Genomic DNA, 19,163 nt, shown 5'->3' on the forward strand with positions numbered 1-19,163 from the left:
CGGGACGGGCCGTTCTGAGCGTCGTCCCGGCCCTACTGTGCGCAGCGCAGCAGTGGCCGCACACTAGTTTGGTGAGGTGCTCAGCGCCATCGCGATCGTCCCCGCCACGCCCGTTCTGGTGCCCCAACTGGTGGGTGCGGCCGCGGTCGAGGTCGCCGGGTTGCGTGACGCGGTCATTGCCGCCGCGGGCTCGTTTCCGCCGCACTGGCTGGCGATCGGCGCCGGCCCGCGCGACGCGGTGTACGGACCGGACTGTGCCGGGACCTTCGCCGGCTACGGCGTCGACGTCCGGGTTGCTCTCGGCCCCGGGTCCGTGGAGGAGCCGGTTGAGTTGCCGCTGTGTGCGCTGGTCGCCGGGTGGATCCGCGGGCAGGCCGCACCGGGTGCGGGCATCGAGGTGCACGCCTACGCTGCCTCACACCCGGTCGGCGAGGCGCTGGCCCGGGGCCGTGCCCTGCGCGCCCGACTCGAAGAATCCCCGGATCCGGTCGGTGTCCTCGTCGTCGCCGATGGCCTGAACACGCTCACCCCGACGGCCCCCGGTGGCCATGATCCGGACTCGGTTCCGGTCCAACAGCAGCTCGACGACGCATTGGCCACCGGAGACCTCTCGGCGCTGGCCGAGCAACCCGAGACCGTTCTGGGCCGGGTCGCCTACCAGGTGCTGGCCGGACTGACCGAACCCGAGCCGGGCTCGGCCCGTGAGCTCTACCGCGGAGCGCCATACGGCGTCGGTTACTTCGTCGGCGAATGGCTGCCGTGACCCGGCCGATCGCGGTCATCGGGCCGACCGGCACGGGAAAGTCGGCGCTGGCGCTGGCGCTGGCCGAGAACTTGGGCGGGGCACGAGGCGCCGAAATAGTCAATGCCGATGCGATGCAGTTCTACCGCGGTATGGATATCGGCACCGCCAAGCTGCCGGTCGCCGAGCGGCGCGGCATCCCGCACCACCAGCTCGATGTCCTCGACGTCACCGAGACCGCCACGGTGGCCCGCTACCAGCAGGACGCCGCGGCTGACGTGGAAGCCATCGCGGCGCGCGGCGCGGTCCCGGTGATCGTCGGCGGTTCCATGCTCTACATCCAGTCGCTGCTGGACGAATGGACGTTCCCCGCCACCGACCCGCAGGTACGGGCCCGGTGGGAGGCCCGATTGGCCGAGGTGGGGGTGGCCGCCCTGCACGTCGAGCTCACTCGGGTGGACCCCGCGGCGGGGGCGTCGATCCTGCCGACCGACGGTCGGCGAATCGTGCGGGCCCTGGAAGTCGTGGAGCTCACCGGTCAGCCCTTCGCGGCGTCGGCGCCGAGCATCGGTGCACCCCGCTGGGACACCGCGATCATCGGATTGGACTGGGACACAGCCATTCTCGATGATCGTCTGCAGCAGCGCACCGACCTGATGTTCGACGACGGACTGGTCGACGAGGTGCGCACGCTGATCGGCAGCGGCCTGCGCGACGGGGTCACCGCGGCGCGGGCACTCGGCTACGCGCAGGTGCTGGCCGACCTCGACGCCGGGGGAGACGGTTCGGCGGCCCGAGAGCCGACGTTCATCGGTACCCGGCGCTATGTGCGCCGGCAACGGTCATGGTTCCGGCGCGATCATCGGGTGGTGTGGCTGGACGGCGCGGCCGGCGGGCTGGTGCACGACGCGCTGCGGGTGTGGCGGCACGTATCCTGATCAGGTGATCTTCGCGAAAGGGCACGGCACCCAGAACGATTTCGTGGTGCTGCCCGACCTCGATGCCGCGCTCTCGCTGACGCCGGCCGCCGTGGCCGCGCTGTGCGACCGGCGCCGCGGCCTGGGCGCCGACGGAGTGCTGCGGGTGACGACGGCCGGTGCCGCACAGGCCGCCGGGGTGTTCGAGAGGCTGCCCGACGGGGTCGCGGCCTCCGACTGGTACATGGACTACCGCAACGCCGACGGATCGATCGCACAGATGTGCGGCAACGGGGTGCGAGTATTCGCGCACTACCTGAGGGCCTCGGGGTTGGAATCCGCCGACGAGTTCGTGGTCGGATCGTTGGCCGGGCCACGACCGGTGGTGCTGCACAGCGTCGGCGCCACCACCGCCGACGTCACCGTCGAGATGGGCAAGGCCAACCAGTTCGGCACGGGGACCGCGGTGGTCGGCGGCCGCAGTGTCAGCGGGGTGGCCGTCGACGTGGGCAATCCGCACCTGGCCTGTGTCGGGTTGACCGAGGACGAGTTGGCCGCCCTGGATGTGGGTGCGCCGGTGTCCTTCGACACACAGCTGTTCCCCGAGGGCGTCAACGTCGAGGTTCTGACGGTTCCGGTGGACGGCGCGGTGTCGATGCGCGTGCATGAGCGCGGTGTCGGCGAGACCCGCTCCTGCGGTACCGGCACCGTCGCGGCCGCGCTTGCGGCCCTGGCCGATCAGGGTGCCGATACCGGGACGTTGCGGGTGCGCATCCCCGGCGGCGAGGTCACCGTGACCATCACCGAGTCCACCAGCTATCTGCGCGGCCCGTCCGTCCTGGTGGCGCGGGGCGAGTTGAGTGACGAGTGGTGGAATGCCGCGCACGGGTAATTGGGGTGCGCGCGGCCCGATCCACGTGACAACCTGTAAGTACATATGACTCATCCAGAACATCCCGTCACTCCCAGCACCGGTGAGCTCGCCCTCGAAGACCGCGCCTCATTGCGCCGCGTCGCCGGGCTGTCCACCGAACTCACCGACGTCACCGAGGTCGAATACCGCCAGCTGAGGCTGGAGCGGGTGGTCCTGGTCGGAGTGTGGACCGAGGGCAGTGCCGCCGACGCCGATGCCAGCCTGGCCGAGTTGGCGGCACTCGCCGAGACTGCCGGCTCGGAAGTACTCGAGGGGCTCATCCAGCGCCGAGACAAGCCCGACCCGTCCACCTACATCGGCTCGGGCAAAGCCATCGAACTGCGCGAGGTGGTTTTGGCGACCGGCGCGGACACCGTGATCTGCGACGGTGAACTCTCACCTGCGCAGCTCAACTCGCTGGAGAAGGTCGTCAAGGTCAAGGTGATCGACCGCACCGCGCTGATCCTGGACATCTTCGCGCAGCACGCCACCAGCCGGGAGGGCAAGGCGCAGGTGTCGCTGGCCCAGATGGAGTACATGCTGCCCCGGCTGCGTGGCTGGGGTGAATCGATGTCGCGCCAAGCCGGCGGTCGCGCCGGCGGCGCCGGTGGTGGGGTTGGAACCCGTGGACCCGGTGAGACCAAGATCGAGACCGACCGCCGCCGCATCCGTGAGCGGATGGCCAAGTTGCGCCGCGAGATTCGCGATATGAAGAAGATCCGCGACACCCAGCGCAGCAGGCGGCTGGGCTCGGAATCCGCTTCGGTGGCCATCGTCGGCTACACCAACGCCGGCAAGTCCAGCCTGCTCAACGCGTTGACCGGGGCCGGTGTGCTGGTGGAGAACGCCCTGTTCGCCACGCTCGAACCCACCACGCGGCGCGGCGAATTCGACGACGGGCGGCCGTTCGTGCTGACCGATACGGTCGGCTTCGTCCGGCACCTGCCCACCCAGTTGGTCGAGGCGTTCCGGTCCACCCTCGAAGAGGTGGTCGACGCCGACCTGCTGGTGCACGTCGTGGACGGCTCCGACGACCATCCGCTGGCGCAGGTCAATGCGGTCCGGCAGGTGGTCAATGAGGTGGTTGCCGAATACGACATCACCCCACCGCCGGAGTTGTTGGTAGTAAACAAGATCGACGCCGCCACCGACCTCGGGCTGGCCGCGCTGCGACGTGCCCTGCCCGACGCGGTGTTCGTCTCGGCGCATACCGGTGACGGGCTGGACCGGCTGCGGGCGCGGATGGCGGAGATGATCCCCCCAACCGATGCCACGGTGGACGTGACCATTCCCTACGACCGTGGGGATCTGGTGGCACGGGTGCACGCCGACGGCCGGGTGGACGCCACCGAACACACCGCCGATGGAACCCGCATCAAGGCGCGCGTACCCATGGCGCTCGCCGCCAGCCTGAGCGAGTTCGCCACCTTCTGAGCGCGAGCCTCAGGCGGCCGGCTTCTTCTTGGCGTCGGCGCGGTCGGGCTTGGCGTTGCCTTTTGCCGTGTCCTGACCCAGGGCCTTACGCACCGTGCTGCCGATCGACTTCGCCGCGTCACGCACCGGATGTCCCTTGATGCCCATGGTTTTGCGCAGTGACGGACGGACCGGCTCGGCGACCGTGGTCTGATCGTCGTCGGGTGTGCTCAGCGCTGTCTCGGGCTCGGCGACCGTGCTCAACCGCACCACGGATCTGCGATCGGGCTTGGCGGCGATCTTCGCGGTGGCGACCACGGCGTCGTCGGGGGTGTCCTGCACCGTGACGGTATCGCCGGACTGCGTCGGGTCCGTCCACCCGGGCAGTGGGTCGAGTCCGGGGTTGAGCGCCGCCCGGACGCCCTCGGGGATGTCGTTGATCAGATCGCCGGCCAACTTCACCGGGTTGACCCGGGGCAGCAGCTGGAACGGCGTCGGCGTGCTGTAGTCGGTTCTGGTGTAACCGGTTTCGATCAGGGTCTGCGCCATCGGTGAGACCAGGTCGACCAGCGGAACCACCAGGGCGGACGTGCCGGTCGCGGCACCCAGGTCGAGGAAGGGCTGCATGATCGGCAGCGTCTTCGCCGGCAGGGTGATGTAGTAGGTGTCGCTGCCGTCGACTTTCTGGCAGTGGGTTTCGGTGGTGCAGCTCGCCTTGGCGTTCTCGATCGCGGCCTGCACCTGCTCCGGCGTGTAGCCGTACGGCGTTGCGGTGTCGGGGTCATCGCCCCTGGGATCCAGGTAGGTGCCGTGCACGTACTGGAAGCCGGCCAGCGCGTTCGCCAGGGCGAGCGGATTGAGCACCCAGGAGGGAGCATCGGCGACACCGTCGTACTGCAGCGCGATGTCGTAGGTCTTGATGCCGGTGTCCGTTGGGGTCGGTTGGCCGAACGTGGCATCGAGGATGGGAACGGTACCCAGGATCGCCAGCCGTTCGAAGAGCCCGCCATCGGGGCGGTTCGGGTTACCGATCAGGACGAAGCTCAGGTTCTGCTTCTGTTCGTCGGTCAGGTCAGCGAGGTTGCCCTTGACGATGCTGGCCACTGTGGCGCCCTGCGAATAGCCGAAGACCGCAACGGGGTGCGCCGCACTGGGATTGTTGGCGCCGACGAGTTCGCTGGTCAGCCGGCTGACACCGCTGGCAACCGACACGTTCCACTTGGCGCCCTCCAACCCGCCCCAGCCCGCGAGCGGGATAGGCCAGAACTGGGCGATATAGGGGACTGCCACCGGGGCCGCACAGTCCTGCGCACCGCAATTGCCGCTCGGCTGTACGTAATAGGCGACGGCGTTGGCCATGTAGTTGTTGGAGTCCTGCGGGTTCGGGGTTCCGGTGCCGGGCACCACCAGCGGCGTCACCGCCACCACCAGACCGAGCGCCGCGGTGCCGACAGGTGTCAGACCGATGGCCACCGAACCGGACAGGGCCACGGCGCCCACCAGCAGTGACCTGGCAGCAGAACGGGGTGAGAATGGCATCGGCCCGGATCTCCTTCTGCTGACGACGCCGTCAGCGCTGAAGGGATCTTTGCACCGGCACGCAACCGTCAACGGGCAAACGGCCGAAGTGACTACCGTCCAACCGATTCACCGCGCGCGGATCACCGGTGGCTCGTGTGCCCGCACCGGGGGCAGGGCGCGAGCGAACTTCTCGATCTGCACCAGGACATGTGCCCCGGTGCAGCCGCGGGCCAGCGAGGAGGTGCCGACATCGTCGGTGAGCACGTTGGGATTGCCGTGCACGCACATCGAATCGGGATCCGACGGATCGGCCGGGTCGAACCAGGCCCCGGTGGACAGCTGCACCACCGCCGGGCGCAACCGGTCGTCGATCACCACCCCGGCCAGGCAGGCGCCTCGGTCGTTGAACACCCGCACCACGTCGCCATCGGTCAGACCGCGGGCGGCGGCGTCGGTGGGGTGGATTCGGATCGGTTCGCGCCCTTGCACTTTCGATGACTGGCTGGTGGCGCCGCCGTCGAGTTGGCTGTGCAGACGGGTCGCGGGCTGATTGGCCAGAAGATGCAACGGATAGGCCCGGGCACGCTCGCCGCCGAGCCACTCCGTCGGCTCGTACCACCGGGGGTGGCCCGCGCAGTCGTCGTAGTCGAACCCGTCGATGTCCTGGGAGAAGATCTCGATCCGGCCGCTCGGGGTGGCCAGCCGGTGCCCGAGCGGGTCGGCCCGGAAATCGGCGAGCAGCGTCAGTCCGGGTTCGGTGGGCAGTCGCAGCTGCCCGGCAGTCCAGAACTCGTCGAATCTGGGTACCTCGAAATCCAGTCCGGCAGACCACCTTTCATACATGTGGATCAGCCACTGCCGCGCCGTACGGCCCTCGGTGAACTGCTCGCCGAACCCGAGCCGCGCGGCCAACGCCGAGAACGTGGTGTAGTCGTCGCGGGATTCGGCATACGGCTGTGTCAGCGCGGGCATGGCCACCAGCAGCGGGTCGTTGCGCGAACCCGAGTAGTCCTCGCGTTCGTAGGCGGTGGTCGAGGGAACCACGATGTCGGCGTGCTTGGCCATCGCGGTCCAGTACGGGTCGTGCACCACGATGGTGTCCACCCGGGACAGGGCCCGGCGCAATCTCGGAATGTTCTGGTGATGGTGGAACGGATTGCCGCCGGCCCAGTACACGCACCTGATATCGGGGTAGGTCAGTTGCAGGCCGTTGTAGTCGAACGGCTGCCCTGGGTGCAACAACATGTCGGTGACGGCTGCGACCGGGATGAACGTCTGCACCGGGTTGAGGCCCTGCGGCAGCGCGGGCAGTCCGCAGCGCAACGGCGGGAGTCCCGGCTCGTTCATCGACCCGTAGCCGTGCCCGAAACCTCCTCCGGGGATACCGATCTGGCCCAACATGGCGGCCAGGGTCAGGCCCATCCACGGGGCCTGCTCGCCGTGGCGGACGCGCTGCAGCGACCAACTGACGGTGACCAAGGTGCGCGAGGCGGCCATGCGCCGGGCCAGCGCCGTCAGCTCCCCGGCAGGCAGACCGCTGAGTCGAGACGCCCACTGCGGGGTCTTGGCGACGCCGTCGTCGCGGCCGAGCAGGTAGCGCTCGAACCGCTGATACCCGGTGCAGTACGTGTCGAGAAAATCCGGATCGGCCAGGCCTTCGGTGGCCAGGACATAGGCCAGCGCGAGCATCACCGCGACGTCGGTACCGGGCACCGGAGCCAGCCACTGGCAGTCGCCGTCGACGTCGTCGCGCAGCGGGCTCAGTGACACGATCTGTCCGCCGCGCGCACGCATCCGGCGCAGCGCGTCGCGGGCCGGATGTGCCGTGGTGCCACCGTGATTGATGCCGGTGTTCTTCAGCGCGACGCCGCCGAAACACACCAACAGGTCGGTGTGTTCGGCGATGACGTCCCAATCGGTGGAGCGCTTGAACAGGTCGTCGTGGGTGCCGACGACTCGCGGCATGATCGCCCCGGTGGCGCCAAGGCTGTAGGAGTGGCGGGAAAACGTATAGCCGCCAAGCATTTTCAGGAAGCGGTGCACCTGGCTCTGGGCGTGGTGGAAGCGTCCGGCGCTGGCCCAGCCGTAGGAGCCGCCGTAGATCGCCTCGTTGCCGTGGTTGTCCACGACCCGGCGTAGCTCGTCGGCAAGCAACTCGGTGAGCTCATCCCAGGGCACCGCGACGTACTCGTCGGCGCCCCGCTGGGCGCTCGGGCCGGGGCCGTCGCGCAGCCACCCGCGTCGCACCGCGGGTCGCTCGATCCGCGAGCGGTGCCGGATCGAGCCTGCGAGGTTGCCGAGCAACGGTGAGGGGTCGGCGTCACCGTCCAACGGGGTGACGGCGGCGATGTCGCCGGCCGCGACGTCCGCGGTGAAGGCACCCCAGTGCGCGAGGCTCATGGGGGACCGGGGCATAGCCAGAGTTTACGGGCGATCCCCACCCTCCCCGGGGCTGACCAACCACCCGGTTGGTATAGGTTGGCCCCAAATCCGTAACCAGTACCGGAGGTAACGCCATGGGCAGTGTTGTGAAGTACGAGCGCACGTTGTTCGAACCCGAGCACGAATTGTTCCGCGAGTCCTACCGGGCATTCCTGGACAAGCATGTCGCGCCGTTCCACGACCAGTGGGAGAAGGACAAGATCGTCGACCGCGGGGTCTGGTTGGAGGCGGGTAAGCAGGGCTTTCTCGGGATGGCGGTGCCCGAGGAGTACGGCGGCGGCGGCAATGACGACTTCCGCTACAACACGATCGTCTGCGAGGAAACCGTGGCCGGGCGGTACAGCGGTATCGGCTTCAGCCTGCACAACGATGTCGTGGCGCCCTATCTGCTGCGGCTCGCCAACGAGGAGCAGAAGCAGCGTTGGCTGCCCAAGTTCTGCACCGGCGAATTGATCACGGCGATCGCAATGACCGAGCCGGGTACCGGCAGCGACCTGCAGGGCATCAAGACCCGCGCGGTCCGCGACGGTGACCACTACGTGCTCAACGGGTCCAAGACCTTCATCACCAACGGCATCAACTCCGATCTGGTGATCGTGGTGGCTCAGACAGACCCGGAGAAGGGTGCTCTGGGCTTCTCGCTGTTGGTGGTCGAGCGAGGCATGGAGGGCTTCGAACGGGGCCGACACCTCGACAAGATCGGCCTGGAGGCCCAGGACACCGCCGAACTGTCGTTCACCGACGTCAAGGTGCCTGTCGAGAACCTGCTCGGCGAGGAGGGGCAGGGGTTCGTCTACCTGATGCAGAACCTGCCGCAGGAACGCATCTCGATCGCCATCATGGCCGCCGCCGCGATGGAGGCGGTGCTGGAGCAGACGGTGCAGTACACCAAGGAGCGCAAGGCGTTCGGCAAGCCCATCGGCAGCTTCCAGAACAGCCGTTTCCTGCTGGCCGAACTGGCGACCGAGGCCACCGTGGTGCGGATCATGGTCGACGAGTTCATCCGGTTGCACCTGGACGAGAAGCTCACCGTGGAGCAGGCCGCGATGGCCAAGTGGTACTCCACCGAGAAGCAGGTTGAGCTCATCGACCGCTGTCTGCAGCTGCACGGCGGTTACGGCTACATGCGCGAGTACCCGGTCGCGCGGGCCTACCTGGATGCGCGCGTGCAGACCATTTACGGCGGGACGACCGAGATCATGAAGGAGATCATCGGACGCGGTCTGGGCGTCTAGCGGGCCATCGGCCCCCGATTTACGCCAGGTGACGCCCCGAAAAGCCCAATTCTGGGCCGTCAGACCCAGATATTGGGGCTTTTTTGGTCATGATCGGCCACGTTCCTTGGTTATCGTCACGTGCTGACGCAAAGTTGTCCGGGCGGGACATTTCTAAGAAAACTTTGCCGAACGAGTGGGGAGTGCGCATGACTAGGCCGGGAGCAAGGCTGAACGCGGCCGTGTGGCGGTTGGCGGTCGGCCTGCTCGCACTCGTGGTCGCTGCATTGGTGGTGCCGGCGGTGGCTTCGGCCAGCCCGGAGTCGGATGCCGACGCGGCGGTCACCGCCGCCTGGGACGCCAACGGTGGCGACGGCGGCCCGCTGGGGCCGCGGCAGGGCGGCGTGTACGCGGTGGGTTCTGGCTTCGCGCAGAACTTCGCCGGGGGCAAGATGTTCTTCACCCCGGCGACCGGCGCACATTTCATGCAGGGCGCAATCCTGGAGAAGTACGAGTCGTTGGGCGGTCCAGCCGACGGCGACATGGGATTCCCCACCATCGATGAAGGTGCCGGGCGTGCCGCTGACAGCCGCAACTCGACCCTGAGCGCGCCTGACAACCCGGTCATCTTCTGGACTCCGTCCACCGGTGCCCGGGTGGTACGGGGTGCCATCAATGCCGCGTGGGACAAGCTCGGCGGCTCCGCCGGAGTGCTGGGCGTCCCCTCCGACGATGAGATGTTCGACGGCGATGTGATCTCACAGAAGTTCACCGGCGGAGAGATCTCCTGGAACCGCAAGACCAAGGCATTCACCACCGAGCCGCCGGAACTGGCCGATCAGCTTGGCGGCCTGGATGTACCGTCGGATCCCGCGGCGTCGATCGCCGCCGCGCGTCGCGAGGCAGGTGGCGTGATGGGACCACTGGGAGCCAAGGACGGCGACCAGTATCCGATCGGCGACGGCGGGTTCGGCCAGAAGTACGCCGGCGGCAAGATCTTCTATAGCCCGGCCACCGGAGCCAACGCCATCACCGGTCAGCTGCTCGAGAAGTACGAAAGCGTCGGTGGACCCGAAGGCGATCTGGGCTTCCCGACCACCAGCGAGTCTGAGGGCGGGTTGGGTCCCAACAGCCGGATCAGCACCTTCGCCGCGACCGACAACCCCGTCATCTTCTGGACTCCCGACTACGGCGCGGTGATCGTGCGGGGCGCGATGAACGCGGCCTGGGAGAAGCTCGGTGGGGCGAAGGGCGCATTGGGCGCCCCCATGGCCGACCAGACCGAAGACGGCAATGTCATCAGCCAGCGGTTCAGCGGGGGAGTGATCTCGTGGGACCGCGACGCCAACAAGTTCACCACCGAGCCGTCGAAACTCGCCTCCGAATTGAGTGGACTGCAGGTTCCCGGACTCGGGCAGACCCCGGCCTCGGGGCCGCAGCCCTCCGATGCGGACAACAAGAAGCCGTTCTCCTGGCATTGGAGCTGGTGGTGGCTGATCGCGGTGGTCCCGGTTGTGCTGCTCGCCGGGCTGATCGTGGGGGCCGCGCTATGGCACCGTCGCCGCGCCGGCGGCGATGACGACTTCGACCATGACCCGTTCGACGATGACTACGACGGCGGACCCGGGGATTCGTCCTACGACGAGGACCGTTACGACGACGCCCGCTACGGCTCGCGTGGGTACGACCAGGATGAGTACCGCGATGATCGCGGCTCCGATGCGGCGAACGGCTATGGGCCGAGCGCTGCCTATGGCGGCGGCGAGGCTGCGACGGCGCGGTTCGCCGGGCCGGGCGAGGAATCAGGAGGGGCGGCGTCTCCGTTCGACGGGCCCACCGATATCGCCATCCCGGTGAGTCAATGGGCGGCCCCGCACGGAGGGGCCGGTGGTTATGGGACGCCCGGCGAGGACGAGGAACCGCCGGAGGATTCCTCGCAGCTGGCCGGCCCGGAACAGGGCTTCGACGACTATGACGATGATGACGACTATGACGATGACGATTTCGAGGACGACGACTTCGACGACGAGGACCTCGATACGCCCATCGACGCCGACTTCGAGGAAGTCGCCGAGGGCGACGATGTCGACGACATCGAAGCGGAGCTTGTGGACGAGGACCAGGCGGACACCGGGTCACTCAGCGGTCCGGTCGGCGGAGTGCGCGAGGCGCAGGGTTTCGCGGCGCTGAGCGGCCTGGCAGTGCCGAGCGATCAGGACAACGTCGACACCGCGCCCACCCGCGTCATCAGCGAGGTAGAGGCCTACAGCAGTGAGGCTTACAGCGGTGAGGCCCACGGCGGTGAGGCTTACAGCAGTGAGGCCCACAGCGGACGCCATGCCGCCATCGAACTCGATGAGATACCCAGTGCCACCGCCATCCATCTACCGTTGGAGGACCCGAACCGCGCGCCGGAGGGCTATCCGATCAAGGCGGATACCAAGTCCGGCCGGTACTGGGCACCGGACAGCAGTGAATACGACGATGCAGTGGCCGAGATCTGGTTCGCCAGTGAGGAATTCGCCCGCACGAACGGGTTCGTGCGCACGGACTGAGCGGCAGGACCCGGCAACCATCCGGTGGAGCCGGGTCCGCCTCGTCGGTCAGATCTTGCGGATCACGGTGACGACCTTGCCGAGCACCGCGGCGTCGTTGCCCGGGATCGGGTCGTATACCGGGTTGTGCGGCATCAGCCAGACCTGACCGCGGGTCCGCTTGAACGTCTTGACGGTGGCTTCGCCGTCGATCATGGCGGCCACGATGTCTCCGTTGTCGGCCACACTCTGCTGGCGCACCACCACCCAGTCACCGTCGCAGATGGCGGCATCGACCATCGAGTCACCGACGACCTTGAGCAGGAACAGCGATCCTTCGCCGACCAGTTCGCGGGGCAGCGGGAAGACGTCCTCGACAGCCTGCTCGGCCAGGATGGGGCCGCCGGCGGCGATACGTCCGAGCACCGGCACGAAGGTCGGTTCGGGTAGCGCGTCGGAGCCGGCCACGTCGGTGGACACCAGCGCGGCGGCCGTCGGATCGTCGGCGCCGCGCACGTCGACCGCGCGCGGTCGGTTGGGATCCCGACGCAGGTAGCCCTTGCGTTCCAGGGTGCGTAATTGATGGGCGACCGACGAGGTCGAGGTCAAACCGACCGCATCGCCGATCTCGCGGATGCTCGGCGGGTAGCCGCGACTGGTGACCGACGCGCGGATCACGTCGAGAATGGTGCGTTGCCGGTCGGTGAGCCCCTCGGCCCGGCGTGGACCCGCGCCGTCCGATCCGGCCGGGTTGTCGGTTTTGCCGTCCCTGCTGCGGTCGTCGCTCATGTGGCCGAATGTAGTCGTTGATCGAACATTAATCAAACATGTGTTCGAGGCGTGTTGCGGGCGTGTCTGCTGGTGGGGCGCGTGGGGACGCGATTCCGGACCCGTGTGCGGGTTGGCGGCCCGAACTTGTCGGTGCCGCGTTCTATCGTTTGGCAACAGTTCGATCACATGTTCTATCAATCGAACACCTGAGCGAGTATGTTCGAACACAAGAGCGAAACCGTCCCACCGAAAGGCAGTCAGATGGCGATCATCGATATCCCCGCCGATAGCCGTTCCCGCGCTGTTCGGGCCGTGCCACAGTCCCCACCGCAGCGCGTCCGGACTCGTGGCGGTGCCGGCACCAGGGGCACCGCCACCTTCGGTACCGGTACGGCCAGGCCGGTGCGCCGGGTGCGCCCGGTGCAGCGGCCGGCGCCCGACCGTCCCGCCGCCGGTGCGGTCCGCTACCGCGGAACCGGAGTGCTGATGTCGCGGGCATCGCATCGCAGTCGGCCCATCACGCCGGCGACGACGGTGTTGCTGGCCCTGGTCGCCGCCGGTATCACGGTGTGGCTTGGCCTGGTGGCCCAATTCGGCGGGGTGATGGGGACCGAGAGCCCGGAGCCGGCTGAGCTCGCGGTGGTCCAGGTGAAATCAGGGGAGACGCTGCAGCAGGTGGCTCGCCGGGTCGCCCCGGATGCTCCGGTGGCCCGGGTCGTCGAGCAGATCCGAGACCTCAACCAACTCGAATCCGCGGCGGTCGACCCCGGGCAGACATTGCTCGCGCCGGTTGGCTGAGCAGCGCAATGGCCGCTGAATCGTCATGGCCGGCAGCCACACTGGTCGGTGTCGGAGTGAGCACCTACGCGCCACTGGACCCGGCGGTGAGTCTGCCGCGGGCATCGCGGGTACGCTCAAGGGCGCTCGAGCTAGTTGTCCGGCGGCATGACGAAGGAGCGGTAATGCACTGTCCGTTCTGCCGTCATCCTGATTCGCGTGTGGTCGATTCGCGCGAGACCGACGAGGGCCAGGCCATTCGGCGCCGGCGATCGTGCCCGGAGTGTGGACGGCGGTTCACCACCGTGGAGACCGCGGTGCTGGCCGTGGTGAAGCGCAGCGGGGTGACCGAGCCCTTCAGTCGGGAGAAGGTCATCCGTGGAGTGCGCCGGTCCTGTCAGGGCAGGCAGGTCGACGACGATGCGCTCAATGTTCTGGCGCAGAAGGTCGAGGACGCGGTCCGCGGCCTCGGCACGCCGGAGATCCCCAGCCATGAGGTCGGCCTGGCGATTCTCGGACCGCTCCGGGAACTGGACGAGGTCGCTTACCTGAGATTCGCCTCGGTGTACCGGTCGTTCTCGTCGGCCGAGGACTTCGAGCGCGAGATCGAGGCGCTGCGGGCGCACCGCGCCGAGGCGTAATTCAGTCCAGTCGGGTGGTGCCGTCATTGACGACGTGGCCGGCCAGACGAACCCAGCCCTCCGGATTCCAGCGGGTCTCGATCACCGAACCCTTCCCCTGGATGATCGTCAGATCCCGGCTCAGATAATCCGTCATCCGTACCGCTGCGGACCCGGTGGCCTCGTCCTCGGGGATCCCCAGGTGCGGGGCGAACGACCTGGCTCGTAGCGTGCCGTGCTCCTCGTCGATCCAGGCCCACAGGTAGTTCTCGTCGGCATCGGCGAAATCATCGGGCTCGGCGGCGAGTAGTTCGTCGACGGAAGACAAGTCGTGGATCGCGAACTCCGATGCCCACTCCGAGCGGGCATTGACCACGGCGCGATCGCCGTCATATTCCACCTGGATGATCCCGGCCGGCACCCGCAATGTGTTGACCGGCAACCCGGTTTCGCGCAGCCACCACGATGCGCCCACCGTGGGGTGCCCTGCGAACGGCAGTTCCGTGACCGGGGTGAAGATGTGGGCATTGGCCGAGTTGCCGCCAGGCTGCGGCAGATCGATGAATACCGTTTCGCTGTAACCCAATTCGGTGGCGATCCGCTGGCGATCGGCAGGAGCGACAGTGCTGTTGTCCACTACTCCCAGCGGATTGCCGTACTTGCCGTCCGCGTCGGTGAATACGCGTAACACGGTGACGTCGATGGCCATGACCCGATGCTACGTCGCATCACGCGCTCGCCGGGCGGACTGTCCGGACCCGTCCGGGTGAGCGGCTCAGGTTGCGCTGCGCTCGTCCGCGTCCATTGCGTCGAGCACCGCGATCTGAGTGTCGAAGGACCCGCTGATCGCCGATTCGCTGCGGCCGCTGCGCAGGAGGCTACGCAGCCGATCCTGGTCGTAGATCGACGGTTCGGTGGTGTCGATGAAGCGTTCGACCACCTCGACGAAGCGGTCGGGATCGTCGTGGAACGGGAAATGCCCGGACCCGGAGAAGATCTCCAACCGGGAACCGGGCATTGCGGAGTGCGCCATCTCGGCGTGGCTGACGGGGATGACCGAATCTCGTTCACCCCAGATCAACTGGACCGGAACCGATTCGGTCAAGTAACAGCGATCCAGCATCGTCACCACCTGACCACGCCAGTCCACGACGGCGCGCAGGGTCCGGGCGAACGCCGACGATGCCGTCGGCTCCGGCAGATCGGCCAGGATGCGCAGCATGTCGGGGATGTCGCGGCCGAGCCCGGTTGAGCCCAACACCGTGCCCGCGGCCCGGCCGGCCAACTGCAACGCCGGCAGCACCAGGGGCAGGCGCAGCAGCGCCAGCGCCTCAGTGCCCATCGGGAGTGAGGCGACCCGCAACGCCATGTTGACATCCTTGGTGACCCCACCGGCGCCCACGAGGATGAGACGGTCCACCAACTGCGGGAATTGGTAAGCGAACTGCATGGCCACGCCACCGCCCAGCGAGTGACCGACCACGGTCACCCGGTCGATGTCGAGCACGCTGAGTAGGTCGCGCATCCCGTTGGCGTAGGCCGCGACCGAATAGTCCGCACGCGGCTTGTCGGAGCTGCCGTGGCCGAGCAGATCCGGGGCGATCACGGTGAACCGTTGCGCCAGCGCCGATTGCACGGTGTGCCAGGTGGTGGAGTTGTCACCGATACCGTGGATCAGCAGGATCGCCGGCCCGGACCCGGCGACTCGGAAGGCCCGCCGGTATCCGTGGATCGTGCGGTATTCGAGCGTCGGGGTGAGCTCGCGAACTGTCCGCAGATGGGGTTTGCGCTCGGTCATGCTGGTCAACCTCGCCCTCGGCCCGACGTCGGGCTGCTATGTGTGGTTGTCGCCGTTCGGGAAGCCGTCGCCGAAGCCGTCCCGTCCATCTTTGTACTTGTCGTCTTTGTACTTGTCACCGGTCTGCTGGGCGAGGAACCGTTCGAACTCGGCTCCCAGCTCGTCACCGCTGGGCAGTTCCTCGTCACGTGCCAGCAGAGACCGATTTTCCTGTGCGGCAACGAACGCATCGTACTGGCGCTCCAACCCGGTCACCACTTGAGCCACCTCGGCGCTGGCCTCCACCTGCTCGTTGATCTTGCCGTACACCTCGGCTCCGGCCTCGGACAGTTTCTCCAGCGGCAGTTGTAGCGAACCGGTCCGGGCCACCTCGGCCAGCAGCGCCTCGGCGGCCGGCGGGTAGGCCGTCTGGGCCAGGTAGTGCGGAACGTGCACGGTGTAACCGACCACTTCGTGCCCGTGCTGGGCCATGCGGAACTCCAGCAGGTTGGAGACGCTCGCCGGAACTTGGACCTCGCCGACCCACGGCGTGTGGTCGGCGATCAGCTCCTTGTCGTTGGCGTGCGCGGTGAGCATTACCGGGCGGGTGTGGGGCACCGCCATCGGAATGGTGCCCAGCCCGATCACCCGTCGCACCCCCAGCTGCTCGGCGAGCAGCCGCACCGCGGTGATGAACCGTTCCCACCGCAGGTCCGGCTCCAGGCCGGCCAGCAGCAGAAACGGCGTGCCCACGTCGTCGTGGAGCGCGTACAAATTCAGCTCGGGTTCCTCGTAGCTGGTGAAATGGTCGGTCTTGAACGTCATCAGCGGCCGGCGCGACCGATAGTCGAGCAGCTCGTCGATGGCGAAGGAGGCCACCAGTTCGGTGTCGAGGGTGTCCTTGAGGTGTTCGGCGGCCAGCCGGATCGCGTGGCCGGCATCGGAGAACCCCTCCAGGGCATGGATCAGCACCGGGCCGCGGCCATCAGAAGACGACAACTGCGGAGCCGGGAACTCAAGCTCGTACATACCGCTCTGGTCGGGCTGGTAGTGCTGGTCGGGGGTGTCGCTGCTGTCGGTCATCTGGCTTCGTCTCCTCGCTGCGGTAGGACGCTGTGACGGCCTACCGCCGTGTCATCTAGTGTCCCGCATACCCGGACGGCGGGTTCGTTCCGCCCCGCTTGTGCGTTCGAACGCGCCGGGCCGGGGCCGGCATTCCGGCAGTTATCTCCGCGATCAGGCAAAATCGTGATGATGCGCGTGACCCTGATGGCGAAGTTCACCGTCGCGGCGGCCTTGATGGCTGTCGGGACGGCCGCGTGCACCGTTCCTCCGGGCACCACTGCCGGCGGGGCGGCAGCCAACCTCACGACGGCCCCACCGAGCAGCACGCCGGCAGCGGCGAGCGCGTTGTCGCAGGCCGGGGTCGAGTCTGTGACGCCGGATCGGCGGGTGGGGGCGTTGTTCCTGGGCGACACCACGACGCATACCTGCAGCGGGTCGGTCTTGGCGAGCCCGTCGGCGGACCTGATCCTCACTGCCGCGCACTGCCTGCTGGACGGTGTCGACACGACGTTCGTCCCCGGTTTCGGTGCGGGCGCCGGCGACACCTGGCACGTCCGCAGCGTGTACCTGGACTCACGTTGGCTCGCCAACCAGGACCCTCAGGCCGACTACGCGATCGTGCGGGTGACAGGGGATTCCACCGCGAATCTGCTGGCCGAGTCCGGCGGCGGACTGACCCTGGGGTCGGCGCCCGCGGCGGGAAGCCCGGTGACGGTGACCGGTTACCCGATGGGCGAGGGCGGCAGCCCAATGGCGTGTCGAGGCGCGACCGAGTCGTCACTGCAGGGGTTCCCGGCGCTGGCCTGTGCGGGCGTGACCGACGGTTTCAGTGGCGCCCCGTGGGTTTCGGGATCGACGGTCACCGGGTTGGTCGGCGGACTCGACGGCGGCGGCTGCGATGACGACGTGTCCTATTCACCGCGCTTCGATGACCGGATCGCCCGGTTGCTGTCCCGGGCCGAGGCCGATGGCCCCGGCGACGCGGCGCCCGCGGCCCTCGAATCGGACTGTCAGTAGCGGAACTGGTTGAGCGCGCGCAGCTTGTTCATCACGTCCAGCGCCGCGACCTTGTAGGCCTCCGAGAACGTCGGATAGTTGAATACAGCGTCGACGAGGTATTCGACGGTGCCGCCGCAACCCATCACGGCCTGCCCGATGTGGACCATCTCGGTGGCGTTCGTGCCGAAGATGTGAACCCCGAGCACCTGCAGGTCCTCGGTGGACACCAACAGCTTGAGCATTCCGTAGGAGTCGCCGGCGATCTGGCCGCGCGCCAGTTCGCGGTACCGGGACACCCCGACCTCGTAGGGGATCGAGTCCTTGGTCAGATCGACCTCGGTGGCCCCGACGAACGACACCTCCGGGATCGAGTAGATGCCGATCGGCTGCAGGCTCATCATGCCCTTGGTGGGCTCGCCGAAGGCGTGGTAGGCGGCCAGCCGCCCCTGCTCCATCGAGGTGGCGGCCAGCGCCGGGAATCCGATGACATCACCCACGGCGTAGATGTGGTCCACCTTGGTGGTGAAGTTGTCGTCGACGTAGATGCGGCCGCGGTTGTCGGCTTCCAGGCCGGCGTTGGCCAGGTCGAGGTGATCGGTCTGGCCCTGGCGTCCGGCCGAGTACATCACGGTCTCGGCGGGGATCTGCTTGCCGCTGGCCAGGGTGGTCACGGTGCCGGACGGGCCGACGTCGACGCCGGTCACCTCTTCGCCGAACCGGAACGTCACCGCGAGGTCGCGCAGATGGAAGCGCAGCGACTCGATGATCTCGGGGTCGCAGAACTCGAGCATGTTGTCACGCTTCTCGACCACGGTGACCTTGGTGCCCAGCGCGGCGAACATCGAGGCGTACTCGATGCCGATGACCCCGGCGCCGACCACCACCATCGAGGTGGGCAGTTCCTTGAGATCGAGGATGCCGTCGGAATCGAGCACCCGCGCGTCGTCGAACTTCACCCCGGCCGGCCGGGCCGGTTTGGTCCCGGTGGCGATGACGATGAAACGGCCACGGACAGTGACCAATTCGGCGCGGGTGGGATCCTCGACGACGATCGTGTGCTCGTCGGAGAACCGGCCGTGCCCGGTGTACAGCTCGATGAGGTTGCGCATCAGCTGCGACCGCACGACGTCGATCTCCTTGCCGATGACGTGCTGGGTGCGCGACAGCAGATCGGCGGGCGTGATCTTGTCCTTGACGCGGTAGCTCGCGCCGTAGAGTTCACGCTGGCTCATGCCGGTCAGGTAGACGACGGCCTCGCGCAGCGTCTTGGACGGAATGGTGCCGGTGTTGACGCACACCCCGCCGAGCATCATGCCCCGCTCGATCACCGCCACGGTCTTACCGAGCTTTGCCGCGGCGATGGCGGCGCGCTGGCCTCCGGGACCCGAACCGATGACGACGAGGTCGTACTCCTGCATCGAACCCATGGATCAACTGTCTACGCGGGGTTGCCGGATC

The 19,163-nt window shown here is 67.7% G+C and carries 16 protein-coding genes; 9 read left to right on the forward strand and 7 right to left on the reverse strand.

Features of this window, described 5'->3' with window-relative positions; all coding sequences use genetic code 11:
- Nucleotides 1–76 precede the first annotated feature (76 nt).
- From AB0I14_RS06115 to hflX, 4 genes are read left to right on the forward strand one after another with little or no spacing between them, the layout of a single operon-like run.
- A complete protein-coding gene (locus AB0I14_RS06115) occupies nt 77–763 on the forward strand; it encodes a hypothetical protein (RefSeq protein ID WP_358017444.1) in 687 nt (228 codons plus the stop codon).
- The gene (gene miaA / locus AB0I14_RS06120; protein WP_358017447.1) at nt 751–1,680 is read left to right on the forward strand and encodes a tRNA (adenosine(37)-N6)-dimethylallyltransferase MiaA; all 930 of its coding nucleotides are present in this window, start codon (nt 751–753) and stop codon (nt 1,678–1,680) included. Before AB0I14_RS06115 ends, miaA begins: the two co-directional genes overlap by 13 nt.
- Nucleotides 1,681–1,684: 4 nt before the next feature.
- The gene (gene dapF / locus AB0I14_RS06125) at nt 1,685–2,551 is read left to right on the forward strand and encodes a diaminopimelate epimerase (RefSeq protein ID WP_358017450.1); all 867 of its coding nucleotides are present in this window, start codon (nt 1,685–1,687) and stop codon (nt 2,549–2,551) included.
- A 45-nt stretch (nt 2,552–2,596) separates the two neighbouring features.
- Nucleotides 2,597–4,006: a GTPase HflX gene (gene hflX, locus AB0I14_RS06130; protein WP_358017453.1), complete on the forward strand. Its 1,410-nt coding sequence runs from the start codon at nt 2,597–2,599 to the stop codon at nt 4,004–4,006.
- A 9-nt stretch (nt 4,007–4,015) separates the two neighbouring features.
- Here the strand turns inward: hflX and AB0I14_RS06135 are convergent, their stop codons facing one another.
- Together AB0I14_RS06135 and AB0I14_RS06140 are read right to left on the reverse strand one after the other, a co-directional pair.
- Entirely contained in the window at nt 4,016–5,524 is a 1,509-nt protein-coding gene (locus AB0I14_RS06135) for a PE-PPE domain-containing protein (protein ID WP_358017456.1), read from the reverse strand.
- Nucleotides 5,525–5,632: 108 nt separating this feature from the next.
- On the reverse strand, nt 5,633–7,921 hold the full coding sequence (locus AB0I14_RS06140) for a molybdopterin-dependent oxidoreductase (RefSeq protein WP_358017459.1): 2,289 nt from the start codon (nt 7,919–7,921) through the stop codon (nt 5,633–5,635).
- A 101-nt stretch (nt 7,922–8,022) separates the two neighbouring features.
- On the opposite strand from AB0I14_RS06140, the gene AB0I14_RS06145 reads away from it, so the two are divergent.
- Nucleotides 8,023–9,183 carry an acyl-CoA dehydrogenase family protein gene (locus AB0I14_RS06145; protein WP_358017462.1) on the forward strand — a complete coding sequence of 387 codons (1,161 nt, stop codon included), beginning with the start codon at nt 8,023–8,025 and terminating at the stop codon, nt 9,181–9,183.
- Nucleotides 9,184–9,371: 188 nt separating this feature from the next.
- Nucleotides 9,372–11,717: a hypothetical protein gene (locus AB0I14_RS06150; RefSeq protein ID WP_358017464.1), complete on the forward strand. Its 2,346-nt coding sequence runs from the start codon at nt 9,372–9,374 to the stop codon at nt 11,715–11,717.
- A gap of 48 nt (nt 11,718–11,765) precedes the next feature.
- On the opposite strand, the gene lexA is transcribed toward AB0I14_RS06150, so the two are convergent.
- A complete protein-coding gene (gene lexA / locus AB0I14_RS06155) occupies nt 11,766–12,485 on the reverse strand; it encodes a transcriptional repressor LexA (RefSeq protein WP_358017466.1) in 720 nt (239 codons plus the stop codon).
- A 198-nt stretch (nt 12,486–12,683) separates the two neighbouring features.
- On the opposite strand from lexA, the gene AB0I14_RS06160 reads away from it, so the two are divergent.
- Nucleotides 12,684–13,265 (forward strand): LysM peptidoglycan-binding domain-containing protein, encoded by a 582-nt coding sequence (locus AB0I14_RS06160; protein WP_358017468.1) that lies wholly within the window; start codon nt 12,684–12,686, stop codon nt 13,263–13,265.
- Nucleotides 13,266–13,429: 164 nt separating this feature from the next.
- Nucleotides 13,430–13,885, forward strand: coding sequence for a transcriptional regulator NrdR (gene nrdR, locus AB0I14_RS06165; RefSeq protein WP_019348288.1), 456 nt, complete (start codon nt 13,430–13,432; stop codon nt 13,883–13,885).
- 1 nt (nt 13,886) lies between these two features.
- On the opposite strand, the gene AB0I14_RS06170 is transcribed toward nrdR, so the two are convergent.
- The 3 genes from AB0I14_RS06170 to AB0I14_RS06180 form a co-directional block, all read right to left on the reverse strand.
- Complete coding sequence (locus tag AB0I14_RS06170; protein WP_358017473.1) at nt 13,887–14,573, reverse strand: PhzF family phenazine biosynthesis protein; 687 nt, start codon at nt 14,571–14,573, stop codon at nt 13,887–13,889.
- Nucleotides 14,574–14,639: 66 nt separating this feature from the next.
- On the reverse strand, nt 14,640–15,662 hold the full coding sequence (locus tag AB0I14_RS06175; RefSeq protein ID WP_358017476.1) for an alpha/beta hydrolase: 1,023 nt from the start codon (nt 15,660–15,662) through the stop codon (nt 14,640–14,642).
- Between the two features lie 36 nt (nt 15,663–15,698).
- Nucleotides 15,699–16,724, reverse strand: coding sequence for a PAC2 family protein (locus AB0I14_RS06180; RefSeq protein WP_358017479.1), 1,026 nt, complete (start codon nt 16,722–16,724; stop codon nt 15,699–15,701).
- A gap of 171 nt (nt 16,725–16,895) precedes the next feature.
- Between AB0I14_RS06180 and AB0I14_RS06185 the strand changes: the two genes are divergently transcribed.
- Complete coding sequence (locus AB0I14_RS06185; protein ID WP_358017482.1) at nt 16,896–17,723, forward strand: serine protease; 828 nt, start codon at nt 16,896–16,898, stop codon at nt 17,721–17,723.
- On the opposite strand, the gene sthA is transcribed toward AB0I14_RS06185, so the two are convergent.
- Entirely contained in the window at nt 17,717–19,123 is a 1,407-nt protein-coding gene (sthA, locus tag AB0I14_RS06190) for a Si-specific NAD(P)(+) transhydrogenase (protein WP_358018984.1), read from the reverse strand. The two genes, AB0I14_RS06185 and sthA, sit on opposite strands and share 7 nt — an antisense overlap.
- Nucleotides 19,124–19,163: the final 40 nt, after the last annotated feature.

This window comes from Mycobacterium sp. NPDC050441 (assembly GCF_040655355.1).
GTDB lineage: Bacteria > Actinomycetota > Actinomycetes > Mycobacteriales > Mycobacteriaceae > Mycobacterium.

Excerpts from the sequence above, each read along its gene's own strand:
- miaA (WP_358017447.1), top strand. The coding sequence starts at position 751 with ATGGCTGCCGTGACCCGGCCGATCGCGGTCATCGGGCCGACCGGCACG.
- AB0I14_RS06150 (WP_358017464.1), top strand. The coding sequence starts at position 9,372 with ATGACTAGGCCGGGAGCAAGGCTGAACGCGGCCGTGTGGCGGTTGGCG.
- AB0I14_RS06140 (WP_358017459.1), bottom strand. The coding sequence starts at position 7,921 with ATGCCCCGGTCCCCCATGAGCCTCGCGCACTGGGGTGCCTTCACCGCG.
- AB0I14_RS06135 (WP_358017456.1), bottom strand. The coding sequence starts at position 5,524 with ATGCCATTCTCACCCCGTTCTGCTGCCAGGTCACTGCTGGTGGGCGCC.
- sthA (WP_358018984.1), bottom strand. The coding sequence starts at position 19,123 with ATGCAGGAGTACGACCTCGTCGTCATCGGTTCGGGTCCCGGAGGCCAG.
- AB0I14_RS06145 (WP_358017462.1), top strand. The coding sequence starts at position 8,023 with ATGGGCAGTGTTGTGAAGTACGAGCGCACGTTGTTCGAACCCGAGCAC.
- AB0I14_RS06160 (WP_358017468.1), top strand. The coding sequence starts at position 12,684 with ATGTTCGAACACAAGAGCGAAACCGTCCCACCGAAAGGCAGTCAGATG.
- nrdR (WP_019348288.1), top strand. The coding sequence starts at position 13,430 with ATGCACTGTCCGTTCTGCCGTCATCCTGATTCGCGTGTGGTCGATTCG.
- AB0I14_RS06170 (WP_358017473.1), bottom strand. The coding sequence starts at position 14,573 with ATGGCCATCGACGTCACCGTGTTACGCGTATTCACCGACGCGGACGGC.
- hflX (WP_358017453.1), top strand. The coding sequence starts at position 2,597 with ATGACTCATCCAGAACATCCCGTCACTCCCAGCACCGGTGAGCTCGCC.
- AB0I14_RS06185 (WP_358017482.1), top strand. The coding sequence starts at position 16,896 with ATGCGCGTGACCCTGATGGCGAAGTTCACCGTCGCGGCGGCCTTGATG.
- lexA (WP_358017466.1), bottom strand. The coding sequence starts at position 12,485 with ATGAGCGACGACCGCAGCAGGGACGGCAAAACCGACAACCCGGCCGGA.
- AB0I14_RS06180 (WP_358017479.1), bottom strand. The coding sequence starts at position 16,724 with ATGACCGACAGCAGCGACACCCCCGACCAGCACTACCAGCCCGACCAG.
- AB0I14_RS06175 (WP_358017476.1), bottom strand. The coding sequence starts at position 15,662 with ATGACCGAGCGCAAACCCCATCTGCGGACAGTTCGCGAGCTCACCCCG.